At 71.8% G+C, this 14,490-nt stretch carries 10 protein-coding genes and 1 pseudogene; 3 read left to right on the forward strand and 8 right to left on the reverse strand.

Annotated elements, in window-relative coordinates:
• Nucleotides 1–190: 190 nt before the first annotated feature.
• Together BJ965_RS06700 and BJ965_RS06705 are read right to left on the reverse strand one after the other, a co-directional pair.
• Entirely contained in the window at nucleotides 191–664 is a 474-nt protein-coding gene (locus BJ965_RS06700) for a hemerythrin domain-containing protein (protein ID WP_184907821.1), read from the reverse strand.
• Between the two features lie 38 nt (nucleotides 665–702).
• Nucleotides 703–1,986 (reverse strand): MFS transporter, encoded by a 1,284-nt coding sequence (locus tag BJ965_RS06705; RefSeq protein ID WP_281402693.1) that lies wholly within the window; start codon nucleotides 1,984–1,986, stop codon nucleotides 703–705.
• A 323-nt stretch (nucleotides 1,987–2,309) separates the two neighbouring features.
• On the opposite strand from BJ965_RS06705, the gene BJ965_RS06710 reads away from it, so the two are divergent.
• Together BJ965_RS06710 and BJ965_RS40585 are read left to right on the forward strand one after the other, a co-directional pair.
• Nucleotides 2,310–2,732 carry a pyridoxamine 5'-phosphate oxidase family protein gene (locus BJ965_RS06710; protein WP_184907822.1) on the forward strand — a complete coding sequence of 141 codons (423 nt, stop codon included), beginning with the start codon at nucleotides 2,310–2,312 and terminating at the stop codon, nucleotides 2,730–2,732.
• A gap of 58 nt (nucleotides 2,733–2,790) precedes the next feature.
• A pseudogene (locus tag BJ965_RS40585) lies at nucleotides 2,791–3,141 on the forward strand (IS630 family transposase); the annotation flags it as partial.
• Between the two features lie 11 nt (nucleotides 3,142–3,152).
• On the opposite strand, the gene BJ965_RS06715 reads toward BJ965_RS40585, so the two are convergent.
• The 6 genes from BJ965_RS06715 to BJ965_RS06740 form a co-directional block, all read right to left on the reverse strand.
• Entirely contained in the window at nucleotides 3,153–4,172 is a 1,020-nt protein-coding gene (locus tag BJ965_RS06715) for an Acg family FMN-binding oxidoreductase (protein WP_184907823.1), read from the reverse strand.
• Between the two features lie 45 nt (nucleotides 4,173–4,217).
• A complete protein-coding gene (locus BJ965_RS06720; RefSeq protein ID WP_184907824.1) occupies nucleotides 4,218–4,664 on the reverse strand; it encodes a hypothetical protein in 447 nt (148 codons plus the stop codon).
• Nucleotides 4,664–7,309, reverse strand: coding sequence for a multicopper oxidase domain-containing protein (locus tag BJ965_RS06725; RefSeq protein WP_184907825.1), 2,646 nt, complete (start codon nucleotides 7,307–7,309; stop codon nucleotides 4,664–4,666). Before BJ965_RS06725 ends, BJ965_RS06720 begins: the two co-directional genes overlap by 1 nt.
• Nucleotides 7,306–8,565, reverse strand: a complete 1,260-nt coding sequence (locus BJ965_RS06730) for a TIGR04053 family radical SAM/SPASM domain-containing protein (protein ID WP_184907826.1) — start codon at nucleotides 8,563–8,565, stop codon at nucleotides 7,306–7,308. The genes BJ965_RS06725 and BJ965_RS06730 overlap by 4 nt, the downstream gene beginning before the upstream one ends.
• Nucleotides 8,566–8,946: 381 nt before the next feature.
• Nucleotides 8,947–9,450 (reverse strand): hypothetical protein, encoded by a 504-nt coding sequence (locus BJ965_RS06735; protein ID WP_184907827.1) that lies wholly within the window; start codon nucleotides 9,448–9,450, stop codon nucleotides 8,947–8,949.
• 102 nt (nucleotides 9,451–9,552) lie between these two features.
• Nucleotides 9,553–10,386 carry a DUF2249 domain-containing protein gene (locus tag BJ965_RS06740; protein WP_184907828.1) on the reverse strand — a complete coding sequence of 278 codons (834 nt, stop codon included), beginning with the start codon at nucleotides 10,384–10,386 and terminating at the stop codon, nucleotides 9,553–9,555.
• A 401-nt stretch (nucleotides 10,387–10,787) separates the two neighbouring features.
• On the opposite strand from BJ965_RS06740, the gene BJ965_RS06745 reads away from it, so the two are divergent.
• Nucleotides 10,788–14,489: a nitrate reductase subunit alpha gene (locus BJ965_RS06745; protein WP_184907829.1), complete on the forward strand. Its 3,702-nt coding sequence runs from the start codon at nucleotides 10,788–10,790 to the stop codon at nucleotides 14,487–14,489.
• Nucleotide 14,490 lies beyond the last annotated feature (1 nt).

The raw sequence follows: 14,490 nt of genomic DNA on the forward strand, positions 1-14,490 counted from the left end.
CGGCGCCGCCTGTGAGCACCTGGCGGCCCCGGGGCCGTCGTCGTTCCCTCCGAACCGCTGGTGCCGGCGCGGAAACCCCGGGCTCTGCCACGTCATTTCCGTTCAGCTTCCAAGGGCCCGGTGACGCCCGCTCGTGGCGAGCGGGGGTGACCGGGCCAACGGGAGCGCTGCGCTGTGGCGGGTGGGCCTTTCAGGCGGCCGGCCGGGACAGGGTGCTGCCCGCCTTGGCGCGCGCGGCCTCGACCGCTTCCCATTCCTCGGTGCCGAGGTTCGCCAGCGCTGCCGGGAAGACGCCGTCCTGCTCCTTGAGGATGTGGTCCCGCAGGACCGCCATCGCCTCCATCAGGCGGTCCGGCCAGCTCGGGTCGGTCAGGAACGCGCCGCTCGCCTCGGCCAGCACCGCCTCGATGCGGCGGTGCTCGGCCTCCAGGGCGGCGATCTGCTCGGGGAAGTCCCCGGCCAGGGCCGGGAACAGGCCGTGCTCCTCGACTTCGGTGTGCGGGCCGAGCACCTTCGCGATCTCCCGGGCGACCTCCGCCATCCGGAGCACTCCGCCGTCCTCGTGGGCGGGGCGGAGGTGGCTGATCAGGCGGACCACCTCGTCATGCTCCTGGGTCAGTTCGTCGATGGTCTCCAGGGCCTGGCAGCCGCAGTACTCGCACACCGGTCTTCTCCTTCGTCCTCTGCACGTCGCTCTCGTCTTTACGCGGTGGTGCCCGCGGCGCGGCGCCCGCTCCGGCCGCTGGTGCGGGGCTTGCGCTCGCCGCCGCCCGTGGCTGCGCGCACCCCGGTGAGGGTGAAGGCCAGCGCGGCAGCGGCCACGATCGCGAGAAGGGCGAGGCCGGCTGCGTAGGTGCCGTACTCGCCGTACAGCGAGCCCATCACCAGCGGCGGCAGGAAGCCGCCCAGGCCGCCCGCGGCGCCGACCACGCCGGTGACAGAGCCGACCTGGCTGGCCGGGGTGCGCAGGGCCACCAGGGCGAAGGTCGCTCCGCTGCCCGCACCGAGCGCGGCGGCCATGGCCAGGAAGGCGATGGTGCCCACCGGTGCCAGCGCCGGGGTGAACGCCTGGGCCACCGCTCCGGCCACGACCACGACCAGCGAGCCGGCCAGCACACGGACCGGGCCCAACCGGTCGGACAGCCAGCCGCCGATCGGGCGCATCGCCACCGCGACGAGAACGAACCCGGCCATGCGGTTAGCGGCGTCGGCCTGGGTGAGGCCGTAGCCGGTCTTGAGGTAAGTGGGCAGGTAGACGGAGAAGGCGACATAGCCGCCGAACGCGACCGCGTACAGCGCGGATGCCTGCCAGGTGATGGGCAGCCGGGCGGTGGCGGCCAGGCGGCGGCCCAGCGGCTCGGTCGGCACGGTGCGGCCGGGTGCGTCCCGCAGCAGCAGCGCGGCGGCCGCGGCGTAGATGGCCAGCACCGCGGCGGTGATCAGGAAGGGGGTGGACATGCCGTTCGCGTCGACCAGCTTCACCGTGGTCAGGGCGCTGATCGCGGTGCCGCCCATGCCGGCGCCGAAGACGCCGATGGCCAGGCCGCGCCGCTCGGGCGGGAACCAGGCGTTGACCAGCGGCACGCCGACGGCGAACGCGGTGCCGCCGATACCGAGGAAAAAGCCGCCGATCAGCAGGGCGGCGAGGGAGTCGTGTCCGGCCAGGCCGAGGTAGAGCACGGGCACGATGGTGGCCGCCGACACGGTCGGGAACATGACCCGGCCGCCGAACCGGTCGGTCAGGGCGCCGACGGGGATGCGGCCCAGGGAACCGACCACGACCGGAACCGCCACCAGCAGCGACTGCTCGAACGACGACAGGTCGAGTCCGTCTTTGAACCGGGGGCCGAGCGGGCTCAGCAGCGCCCACGCCCAGAAGTTCACGGCGAAACCGACCGTGGCCAGGGCCAGCATCAGCCAGGCCCGGCCGGACACCGGGGCGCCCGACGGCGAACTGCCGCTCTTCGACTTCAACGGCTGGACCATGTTGTCCGTCCCTTTCGTCTTCTGGTGGTACTGCGCCACCTGGATCGCGCATTGCCGCAGGCCCCTTGCCTGCGGAACGGCTTCCGGGAACCACTGTCCGCGTCAGGGCCGACCGCAGGCATGGGCCGACAGTCCCTACCGACGGACGGACGGTCCCCGGATTCGGACCCGGCAGTCCCTCCGCGCAGCCCCGCCCACCGGCTTGCCCGCACGGCTCCCGCGAAACGACGGCAGCAGTCGGCCGTCCGCACACGCGAGGGGGCCCGTGGGGGTAGGGCCGGTCGGCCCTACCCCCACACGGCATCCGCGGAGACGATGGACTGATGTTCCACAACGATGCCTTTCGCGCACTCGACCGGCAGGAGTGCCTGCGTCTGCTCGCCAAGGTGCCGGTGGGCCGCGTGGTCTACACCCGGCACGCGCTGCCCGCGGTCCTGCCCATCAACTTCTCCCTGGACGCGGACGCCTCCGTCCTGCTGCGCACCTCACCGGGCTCGGATCTCGTGCGCGCCATCGACGGCGTCGTGGTCGCCTTCGAGGCGGACGAGTTCGACGCGGCGACCCGGGCCGGCTGGAGCGTGGTCGTCACCGGACGGGCCACGATCGTGACCGATCCCGACGAGCACGCCCGGCTCTCGGAGACCGGCCCCACGTCATGGATGCCCCCGCAGGACGCGCAGTTCGTACGGATCGAGTCGGAGATGGTCACCGGACGCGAACTCAGGGGAACGCCCGGCGTGCGGTGAGGCGCAGCCTGGGCGCCGGCCGCTGGGCTTCCGGTGGGCCGCGACGGCCAGGACGGAGCAATCAATGGCGCCGCCGCGGGCCAGGACCTGGGGCCGGGCCGGCCGCAGGCCGGTCGTGCGGGTCCGCAGCCGGGGAAGTGGCCGTCAGTCCATGGTGGGCATGTGCTGCTTCAAGCCGGGGCCCAGGTCCAAGCTGTTCTACGGGCTGCGGGAGTACCGGGACCGAAAGGGGGAGCCGAAGGGTTTCGGGTGGCGTGACTTCTGCCGCCTTCTCGTCCGGGCTCGCATCCAGCTCGGTGGCCCGATCCTGCTGGTCCGGGACAACGTCCGCCTCCTCACTCGTGGCATGCGCGAGCTCATCGACCGGAACTCCGAGTGGCTGACCGTGTTCCGGCTGCCCACATGCGCGCACCGCGGCGCTCAGCCCGCTTCGGTTTCGGCTGCCGGGGGCGGTGCTGGACGAGCAGCGGAGTGCCCGAGTGCTCGAGGTGCGCCGGCGCCGTCCGGGCCGTAGCCGAAGCGGATCAGCACATGCGGATGGCACCGCTTGTTTCGCGGTAGGGCGGTCGCGGCCCGCAGGTCGGGCCATTCCATGGCCTGGTGCAGCAGTGACGTGCGCACCCCGTGGGCGGTCGCCGTGAGCAGGACGTACTGCAGGGCCTGGCCGGCCCGCAGCCAGTCGTCCCGCCGGTCGTGTGCCGTCCACAGCAGACCGAGCTGGACGTGGCGTTCGAACCACAGGGCGGGCCGGCGGCCCGCGGGGATGGGCCCGGTGAAGTCCCGCATCGGTATGCGCCTGCCGGCGTCCGGCGGGCCGAGCGCGGTGACGGGTATGCCATAGGGGGCGTCCCTTCCTGGGGCGGTGATCCAGGTGAGGGTTTCGGCGGTGCGGCCGGGGTGGGCGTGGTTGCGTGCCTCGGCTACGCCGGTCAGGCGCAGCAGCCGTCGTGTGCCGGCGATGTCCGGTACGTGAAGGCGCGCGCCGGCGGCGTGTGCCGCCGACGTCATCTCCGCCACGATCGGCTCGGGCACGGGGCGTCCGGTGAACGGCATCCGGCTCGTGTGCCGCAGTGGGATGGCCCCGTAGAGGGCGGGGTCCGGTGGCTGGTCGTCCGCGCCGAGGGGTCCGGTCAGTCGTACGGTGGCCAGCAGGCCGGGGTTGTGCGGGTCCGGCAGCAGCCTCACCTCCGGGCGCCAGCCCAGGTGGAGGGCGGCGAGGCGGAGGTTGAAGACGGCGGCACCCACGGACAGGTACTGGGCGCGGTGCATCGGGTCGGTCAGCTGCAGGGTGCGCTCCGGTGCTGAATGGACCTCAAGCACCTGGTGGTGGGGGTCGAGGCGGAAGCGCCAGGGCTGGGTGTTGTGGATCGACGGGGCTGCCACGGCGGCTGCCAGGAGCGACTCCACGGTGGCCGCGTCCAGAACGGCTTGGATGCGCATGATGCCTCCTCTTTTTTCTTCCTTTTTCTTCTTCGTGGCTGCTGGTCAGGTGGCGGGCAGGGCCGTGGCGAGCAGGACGACGCCTAGTGAGCCGACGAGGGAGACGACCGCCAGGGCCCGGGCCAGGTCGGCGCGGCCCTTGGCGTGGGCGATGCCGTGTCCGGCCGCGGCGAGCATCACCACCACGAAGAGGGCGAGTTTGGTCGCCAGGGTGCGGCCGTAGCCGGGTTCGGCGAGCGAGGCCCACGAGACTCCCCGATGCCAGGCCATGGCCCAGCCGGTGGCCAGTTGCACGGGCAGGAACACCGTCCCGGTCAGCATCCCGAACCGCCGTCCGGCCGCAGCGGTGAAGCTGTCCTTGGCCTCCGGGCCGAGCAGATGGCGGGCCAGCGGCAGGATCACCAGAGAGAGGGCCAGCTGGCCCCCGACCCACAGGGCGGCGCCGGCCACATGCGCGAACCGCACCAGGGACCACCAGCCGACGGTGTCCACTACCTGCTCACCTCCACCACGCCGTGCGCGCCGGCCTCGGCGTGACGCATGTCGTGGTCGACGAACGCGTAGTGGCCGGCCTCCGGGAACGTCGTCTCGACGAAGCCGCCCTGCGCCGGGGCCAGGTCCAGCAGCTGCGATCCGCCCGCATCGCTGGGCTTCAGCGCGTAGGCGCCCTCCTTGTACACGGTGTCGAAGACGGTGCCGACGACGTGGAAGGCGATGCCGTCGCTCGGTCCGGCCGCGATCACCCAGAACCGGGCCCGCTCCCCCGACTTCACCTTGAGCGGCTGCTTGGCGTACTGGTCCGCGATGCCGTTGAACGCCCAGGCGTCCGGGGTGTTCTGACGCATCTTCGTCACCTGGGCGGTGCTCCCGGGCATGCCGAGGTAGAGCTCGGAGGAGACCAGCACGTACTCGTGGTCGGCCTTCGCCAGGCCGGGCGGGTCGATGATCACGGCGCCGTACATGCCGTTGCCCATGTGCTGGAGCATCGGCGAGGTGCTGCAGTGGTACAGCCACGCTCCGGCCTTCTCGGCACGGAACCGGTAGACCAGCCGCTCGCCCGGGTCGAGGGTACGCATGGGCTTGTCGGGGGCGAGGGCGCCTGCGTGGAAGTCGATGCCGTGGCCCATGCCGGTGTCGTCGTTGACGAGCGTGATCTCGAAGGTGTCGCCGACTTGGCCGCGCAGGGTGGGGCCGGGTGCGCTGCCGCCGAAGGTCCACATCTGCTGTTTCACGCCGGGGGCGACCTCCACCGTGGTGTGGGCGGCGTGCAGTTCGACCTTGTGCACCGTTGCGCCGGGCGCGGGGGCGAGGTCGGCATCGCGTGCTTGCCAGCCGTCGGAGAAGTCGGCGGCGAGGTCCAACCCGCCCGAGACGGTGGTGGTGGAGTGCCCGTCGTGACCGTCCGCGTGCTCGGTCGTGCCGTCCTTCGCGGTGTCCTTCACGACGATGGCCATGGTCATCCCGACGGCACGGTGGCCCGCCTGGGTGCACCACGCCTCGCGGTCCTCGGTGACGGCTCCCAGGTCGAGGGTGTCGCTGTCGCCCTTGCCGAGCATCGGAGTCGACGGGCCGTCCTCGACCTCGAGGTCGTGACGCTGGGCGTCAACGTTGGTGACCTTCAGCCGTAGCGTCGTTCCCTCGGTGACCTCGATCCGGCCCGGGCGGATACGCATGTTGGCGAGGGTCACCTCGACCGTGCGGTTCACGATCGCAGCCCCGCTGCCCGCCGCGGAGGCGACGGCCGGCTCGCCGGTATCACCTCCGCTGTCGGCCACGAGCACGGCCAGCACGGTCAGGGCGACGCCCGCGGCCGTGCCCCACAGCGCGGGGCGCCGGGACGCACCGGCGGTTCCTGCGTCCGGGGACGCCTTCCGGCCGCTGTGGACGAGTACCGGCACCGCGAGGGTGAGGAACGCGGCCCCCGCCAGCGCGGCCAGCAGCATGCCGGTCGTGGCGGCGGGGCCGGGCAGCGGAAGTGCCGCGAGCGCTACACCGGTGTTGAGGGCGACCAGTCGCGTCAACCAGCCCCGTTCGATCAGTCCCCGCACGGCCGCACGATCCTTGGGGCCGCTGCTGAGGACGACCGGGAGCAGATAGGTCAGCGCGCCGATGAGGATCTGGGCGACGAAGCCGATGAGCAGCACCGGCAGCAGAGCGTCGATCGCGGCCTGTGCCTCCGCGAGCGGCCGGGCGGCCAGCCATGCCAGATCGGCCGCCACGGCGATCAGCAGCCAGCAGGTGGCCGTGGCGAGCATCCAGGCCGCTGCCGCAGAGACGGGGCGGGTGCCGCGTACGGTACGCACGAGCAGGTGGACGGCGAGGGCCGCGCCCGCCACGTAGAGGGCGAGGCCCGCCGCGGCCGGCCGACGCCAGCCGAGGGCCAGGGCGGCTGCCGCGATCAGGAGTCCGCCGCCGGTGAGCCACAGCACCCATCGGGACACCTTGGTGGTGCGGTCCTTCATCCGTACGCCCAGCACGGTCGGCCACAGCATGAACAGCGTGCCCAGGACAGGCAGCCCGATCCAGCCGAGCAACGTGACGTGGATGTGCGCCAGGCGCAGTCCGGCGTACCGGTCGGGCCCGCCGGCCCCGCCGCCCGACAGCATCCAGCCGAGCACCGCACCGGCGATCAGGGCGGCGGTGGCCGCCCGGTAGTAGGAGACGATCGGCTTGAGCCGTCCGCCGAGCGCGCCCCGCCCCAGGCGGACCAGCAACACCAGGTGTGCGCCGACCGCGGCAACCAGCAACGCGGCGGAGACGGCGGTGAGTACGGGAGCGGCGGTCCACACCCCGATGAGCAGCCCGGCCACGGCGAGGTTGGCCGTCGCGAGCCGGGCGGTGCTCCAGCCCTCGTCGGGGATCTTCGCGTGCAGCAGGGCGACGGCGAAGTGCTCGCTCCAGATCAGGATGGCGGTGGTGACGGCACCGAGCAGGAACATGTGCACAGACAGCCAGCGGGCCACCGGCATCGTCTCCTGCGCCGCGGCCGCGAGCAGGGCCAGGCCCAGCCACACCACGACCAGCACGTGGGCGCGCAGATGCCGGGCCTTCACGCCCGACGCCCTGAACCTGTTCGGGTACTTGGCGGGTCCGCTCGCGTCGCCCGTCTCGGTGGGCCCGCCGGCGATGCTGGTCATGCCACTCCTTGGTGCTGATTCGAACCCGCGTCGCTGTCCTTGTGCGGCGCGTTCCTGCCGTCGCCGCCGGGCAGCAGCGCGGTCAGCTCCGCCTGGTAGGGGAAGGATCCGGGGACGTATCCGCACCACGGTTCCTCGGCGTACGGGTCGCCGGTGACGCCGTACGCGCGCGATCGCGAGCCGCCGCAGACCCGGCGGAACTCGCACGCTCCGCACCGGCCGCCAAGCCGGTCGGCGTCCCGCAGTCCGGTGAAGAGCTCGGAGGTGCGGTAGATCTCCGTGAGCGGCGTTTGGCGGACGCTTCCGGCCCCCAGCGGCAGGAAGCCGCTGGGGTGCACGGTGCCGGTGTGGGAGATGAAGACGAAGCCGCGGCCCGCGTTGACGTCCAGGGGCGGGCGTCGCGTCCGGCGCGTTGCGTCGTCCAGCCCGAGGGAGGCGGCTCGCTCGCGCAACTCCCGGTACAGCGGGCCGAGTCGGAGGACCGCCATGTGGTCGTCGCCGGTGGCGGCGAGGATCTGGCGTTGCAGGGCGACGCGTCGGAAGTGGTGGGCTTCCGTGGTCTTGGCGGGCACGGTCAGGCCGACGTCGTAGACGAAGTTGAGGACGTCCTCCGTCTCCGCCGGGGTGAGTGCGCCGAGGGTGCGGCCGCGGCCGGTGGGCACCAGGAAGAAGGCGCTCCACAGCATCGCGCCGTGCTCGGCGACGAGGCGGGCGATGTCGGGGAGGTCGCGCAGGTTGTGCCGGGCGACCGTGGTGTTGATCTGCACTTTCATGCCGAGGGCGCGCGCGGTGTCCCAGGCGTCCAGGGTCCAGCGGAACACTCCGGGCACGCCGCGGAAGGTGTCGTGGAGGTCGGCGGTGGATCCGTCCAGGCTCAGTGAGAGGCCGACCGTACCGGCCGCGTGCAGCTCCCGCAGCCGCCCGGCGGTGAGCGTCGGCGTGCCGGAGGGGGACACCGCGACGCGGACGCCGATCTCCCGGCCGTGGGCGATGAGTTCGGTCAGGTCGGGCCGCTGGAAGGGGTCGCCGCCGGTGATCACGAACAGCGGGGCGGGCTGCCCGAAGGCGGCCACCTGGTGCAGCAGGTCCTTCGCGGCGGCGGTGTCCAGTTCGCGCGGGTCGCGGTCGGGCACGGCCTCGGCGCGGCAGTGCAGGCAGGCGAGCGGGCAGGCCCGGGTGGACTCCCAGATGACGATGAACGGCCGCTCCCCCGCGTCGTGCCGCTGACGCCGGATGGCATGGCCGGGGGCGCTCATCGCGCAGCCCTCCCTGGCACCCGGGGGCTGTGTCCGGCCGCCCTGGAGCCAGGGCGGACGAGGCGGGCGGCCGGACGGTGAACGGCCCGGACCGTGCGCGGCACCCACCGCGAGCGACAGCGGTGGAATCGGCCTCGAGGGTGGTCGATGTGGTCGTGCACGGTGTTACCTCCGGATCGGTCGCCGTCAGCATCCACCGGCGGCGGTGGTCGGCGCGGCGGCCGATGGTCTTGTCGAACAGGGCCGTTGGTCCTTCTTCGCGGCAAGCACAGGAGGGCCGGACGGACCGTCGGAGAGGCAGCGCGCGTGGGATCCCCTGCGGCAGCCGGGCACCCCGACGAGACGGGAGTGCCGGTCCCGTCCGTGCGTGCCGCGACAGGGTCAAGGACGGTTCGGAGAGCGGGCTGTCAGGGCGTCCGCCGTGGTCACCAGGGCGGCTCCCAGGCCGGTCAGTGCGGCGCCGAGGCCCGTGACCAGGGTCGTGAGGTGCCACGCCTGGTAGGCGGACATCAGTGAGGCGCGCAGGGACTGGGCCATGAACGCGGTCTGGCGCAGCTCGGCGAGCTTTACGTCGTCGCCGCCGACGGCTTGCAGCTCTGCGCTGATCTCGGCGTAGGTGCGACCGCCCGTGGCGTGGGCGAGATTGCCCTTGATGAACTCGGCGTAGGCGTGCGCCTCGGCGCCGGTTTTCACGCGGCGGCCGGCGTAGGCGGCGAGTTCGGCGGGCAGTCCGCGCTCGGGGAAGGTGATCTTCTGGGCCGCCAGCTCGGTGCGGATCTCCTTCCGGCCGCTGCGGCCGCGCCACAGCATGACCGGTCCGGCGACCACCAGGGCTGCGCCGACCGTCCCGAGCAGGGAGCCGGCCCGACGGTGCGATCCGTCCATGGCGTTTTGTCCTTCTTTCCTCATGTGCGTGCGGGTGCGACGGTGCGGACACACCGGGTGGAGCGACGTGCGCGCAGACCGCCGCGGGTGAGTGGTTTCGGCTCAGCGGTGGCTGAGCCGCAGCCGCCAGGCTTCGGGGCCGCGCTCCAGATACTCCACGGCGAAGGCTCCCGGGTTGCGCTGTTCGATCTGTGCGAGAAGCGGCAGCGGGTCGTGGTGGGCGACCAGCACCATCGCGGTGCCCGCGGGTACGGCGTCGAGCGCGCCGAAGACCGTGGCATGGCGAATGGCGTGCGGTACGTCCCTGACATCCAGTTCGGGTTCGTTCGACTCCTCGGTCCCGCCGCAGCCGCACACGCCGCCGCAGCCGCCGGTCTCCTCGATCTGCCCTTCGTACATGTCGTGCCCTTCCTCGTTGTGCTGGTCTTCTTGGATGCCCTTGGCGGACGAGTCGTTCGCGAGCCGGTGGTGCATGTCCGCGAGCAACTCCGCCAGGGAGATCTCGGGCGTCATGGCGAGCAGCGGCAGCACGAGGCCGTTCTCCTTGGCCAGGTGCTCCTCGAAGAGCACCTGGAGGGCCCTGGCGTCTGCCACCGCATCCGCCGGACCGGGTGCTGCGCGCAGGGCGTCGACGAGCGCGGTGAGGCAGCGGTGTTCGCCGATCAGGCTCTCGATCAGCAGACGGGCCTCGCGCATGCGGTGGGCGGCGGGGTAGAGGGCGGCTTCCTCGGCCGCGGCGTGCGGCAGCAGCGAGCGGTCACAGAAGGCCACGAGCCCGGCGTGGATCCTCTCCGCGGCACTGGGGTCGCGGTCCACGGCGGTGAACAGCATCGTTACCCGGCCGGCCAGCTCACCGGCCAAACGGGCATGATGTGCCTCGGCGCTCTGCAGGGCCGTGGCGTCCTCGGGGGCCGAGGCGAGGGTGAGCACGCTCATGACGGGGTCTCCAGCAGGTCACGGTCGGCTCGGCCGGCCGGTGTGGGTATGCGGTTCCGCGGGGTGGGTGACGGTGAGGAGGATGTGGCGTCCGGCCGCGAGGGGCGGCCGGACGCCCGACCGAATCGGACTGCACGCGCCGTACGCGCTACACCTGCGGCAGCCAGGGACGGGGGAATCGGCCGCCTGGCAGGCACGGAATGCGGTCGTACAGAGGGGCATCTGCGGTTCGATCAATGCCCAGCATGCACGGTCGGGCACGCTGACTCCTCGGCCGACCGGACCCCACCACAGGGACCATTGGGCCCTATTGCGACCTGCAGGATTGGGCCGGAAGGCCATCCGGCAGGGACCGCCAGCCCCAGGTGGGGGACGTGGTGTGCCGCCTAGCGTTCTCGGCCATGGAGAACGATCAGAATGCACGGCGTGAGGCGCTGCGCGCTGGTGAAAGCTGGCCGCTGGCCGCCCGCAGGCTGCTCACCCGCCGCGAGGTGTCCGCCGACGGGCGCGCCGTGTTCGGCACGGGCGATCCGAAGTGGGAGGGCTTCTACCGGGACCGGTGGTCGCACGACAAGGTGGTGCGCTCCACGCACGGTGTGAACTGCACGGGCTCGTGTTCGTGGATGGTGTACGTCAAGGACGGCATCATCACCTGGGAGCACCAGGCCACCGACTACCCGTCGATCGGCGCGGACTGTCCCGAGTACGAGCCGCGCGGCTGCCCGCGCGGCGCGTCGTTCTCCTGGTACACCTACTCCCCCAGCCGCGTCCGCTACCCGTATGTGCGCGGCGCGCTGCTGAAGCTGTGGCGCGAGGCCCGCAAGCGGCTGGGCGACCCGGTGGCGGCCTGGGCCGAGATCACCGGCGACCCGGCGAAGGCGCGGGCGTACAAGCGGGCGCGGGGCAAGGGCGGTCTGGTGCGCGCCGACTGGGACGAGGTGAGCGAGCTGATCGCCGCCGCGCAGGTGCACACTGTCAAGGAATACGGCCCGGACCGTGTCGCGGGTTTCTCGCCCATCCCGGCGATGTCGATGGCGTCGTTCGCGGCCGGGGCACGGTTCCACTCGCTGATCGGCGGCACGCTGCTGTCGTTCTACGACTGGTACGCCGACCTGCCGATCGCCTCGCCGCAGGTCTTCGGCGACCAGACGGACGTGCCGGAGGCCGCCGACTGGTGGAACGCCGGCTACCTGATCATGTGGGGCTCCAACATCCCCGTGACCCGTACGCCCGACGCGCACTTCCTGACCGAGACCCGCTACAACGGCACCAAGGTGGTCGCGGTCAGCCCGGACTACGCGGACAACGTCAAGCACGCCGACGAATGGGTCGCGCCTCATCCCGGCACCGACGGGGCGCTGGCGATGGCCATGGGGCATGTGATCCTGCGCGAGTTCCTCGTGGACCGCGAAGTGCCCTACTTCCAGGACTACATGCGCAAGTTCACCGATGCGCCGTTCCTGGTGACCCTGCGCGAGCACGACCGCGGTCTCGTGCCGGACGGGTTCCTGACCGCCACCGACCTCGGCCAGGACGGCGAGGAGAACGCGGAGTCCAAGACCGTCCTCCTGGACCGGGCCACGGGCGAGCCCGTGGTCCCCGGCGGCTCGCTCGGCTTCCGGTGGGGGGAAGCCGGGCGCGGCCACTGGAACCTCGAACTGGGTGACGTCGTACCCGAGTTGAGTCTTCTGGAGCGTGCGGAGGACACGGCTGAGGTCGCGCTGCCCCGCTTCGACGAGGGAACCACGGAGGGCGGTTCGGTCATGGTCCGAGGCGTTCCGGTCCGCCGGGTCGGCGGCCGGCTGGTGACCACCGTCTTCGACCTGATGCTCGCCCAGTACGGCGTGCACCGCCCCGGCCTCCCGGGAAGCTGGCCGTCGTCGTACGAGGACGCCTCCGAGCCGTACACCCCTGCCTGGCAGGAGACCATCACCTCCGTGCCGGCCGGACAGGCGGCCCGGATCGCCCGGGAGTTCGCCCGCAATGCCGAGCGCACCCAGGGCCGTTCGATGATCGCGCTGGGCGCCGGCACCAACCACTGGTTCCACTCCGACACCATCTACCGCGCCTTCCTGGCCCTGACCACCATGACGGGATGCCAGGGCGTCAACGGCGGCGGCTGGGCGCACTACGTCGGTCAGGAGAAGGTCCGCCCGGTCACCGGGCAGCAGCACCTGTCGTTCGCCTTCGACTGGCAGCGGCCCACCCGGCACATGGCGGGCACCTCGTACTGGTACCTGAACTCCGACCAGTGGCGCTACGAGGCGTTCGGGCCCGAGGAGCTGGCCTCCCCCCTCGGAGAAGGGCGGTTCGCGGGCAAGGGGTTCGCGGACTGCCTGGCACAGGCGGTGCGCCTCGGCTGGACGCCCGGTCACCCCGGCTTCAACCGCAACCCGCTCGACCTGACGGACGAGGCCCGGGCTCAGGGCAAGGAGGTCGCCGAGCACGTCGTCGACGAGCTGAAGTCCGGGCGGCTGCGGTTCGCCGTCGAGGACCCCGACGACCCGGCCAACTTCCCCCGTGTCCTGACCGTCTGGCGGGCGAACCTGCTGGGCTCTTCCGGCAAGGGCAACGAGTACTTCCTGCGTCACCTGCTGGGCACCGACGCGGCGGTCCGCTCCGAGGAGACCCCGGCCGCGCACCGGCCGAAGGACGTGGTGTGGCGGGCCGAAGCCCCCGAGGGCAAGCTCGACCTGCTGGTCACCATGGACTTCCGGATGACCTCCACCAGTCTGCTCTCCGACGTCGTCCTGCCGGCCGCGACCTGGTACGAGAAGGACGACCTGTCATCCACGGACATGCACCCCTTCGTGCACGCCTTCACACCGGCCATCGCCCCGCCCTGGCAGGCCCGCACCGACTACGACACGTTCCTGACCATGGCCGACCGGTTCAGCGAGCTGGCCGCCGAGCACCTGGGCACGCGTACCGACGTCCTGGCGGTACCGCTGCTGCACGACACCCCCGACGAACTCGCCCAGCCGGGCGGCGTGGTGCGGGACTGGAAGACCGGGGAGTGCGAGCCGGTCCCCGGGCGGACCATGCCCAAGCTGGTCGTCATCGAACGGGACTACGCCGCGATCGCGCAGAAGATGCGCGCCGTCGGCCCGCTGCTGGACACCCTGGGCACCACCACCAAGGGCGTCACCGTCCACCCGAACCAGGAAATCGACGAGCTGCGGCACCGCAACGGCACCGTACGGGACGGGATCGCCGCCGGACGGCCCTCGCTCGCCACCGCCTCCGACATGTGCGAAGCGATCCTCGCCCTGTCCGGCACCACCAACGGCCGCCTGGCCACCGAGGGCTTCCGCGAGATGGAACGGCAGACCGGCAGCGAAGGGCTCGTCGAGCTGGCCTCCGAGCGGGAGGCCGAGCGGATCACCTTCGCCGACACCCGCACACAGCCTCGGTCGGTCATCACCTCGTACGAGTGGTCCGGCAGCGAGACCGGCGGGCGCCGCTACTCGCCGTTCGTCATCAACACCGAGCACAAGAAGCCCTGGCACACCCTCACCGGCCGCCAGCACTTCTTCGTCCAGCACGACTGGATCGCCGAGCTGGGCGAGCAACTGCCCGTCTACCGTCCCCCGTTGAACACGCCCCGGCACTACGGCGACGAGCAGCTGCGCGAGGACGGCCGGGCGGAGGTCACCGTCCGCTATCTGACCCCGCACTCGAAGTGGTCCATCCACTCGAACTACCAGGACAACAAGTACATGCTCGACCTGTCCCGGGGCGGACCCACGATCTGGATGTCCCTGGAGGACGCCGAGAAGATCGGCGTGAAGGACAACGAGTGGATCGAGGCGTACAACCGAAACGGCGTCGTCGCCGCCCGGGCCGTGGTCACCCACCGCATGCCCGAGGGAACCGTGTACATGTACCACGCCCAGGACCGCAACGTGAACGTCCCGAAGACCGAGGTCAGCGGCAAGCGCGGCGGCATCCACAACTCCCTGACCCGGCTGCTGCTCAAGCCGACCCACCTCGCGGGCGGTTACGCCCAGTTCACCTACGCCTTCAACTACTACGGCCCGACCGGCAACCAGCGCGACGAGGTCACGGTCATCCGCCGTCGCTCGCAGGATGTGGAGTACTGAC

Source organism: Streptomyces luteogriseus (genome assembly GCF_014205055.1).
GTDB lineage: Bacteria > Actinomycetota > Actinomycetes > Streptomycetales > Streptomycetaceae > Streptomyces > Streptomyces luteogriseus.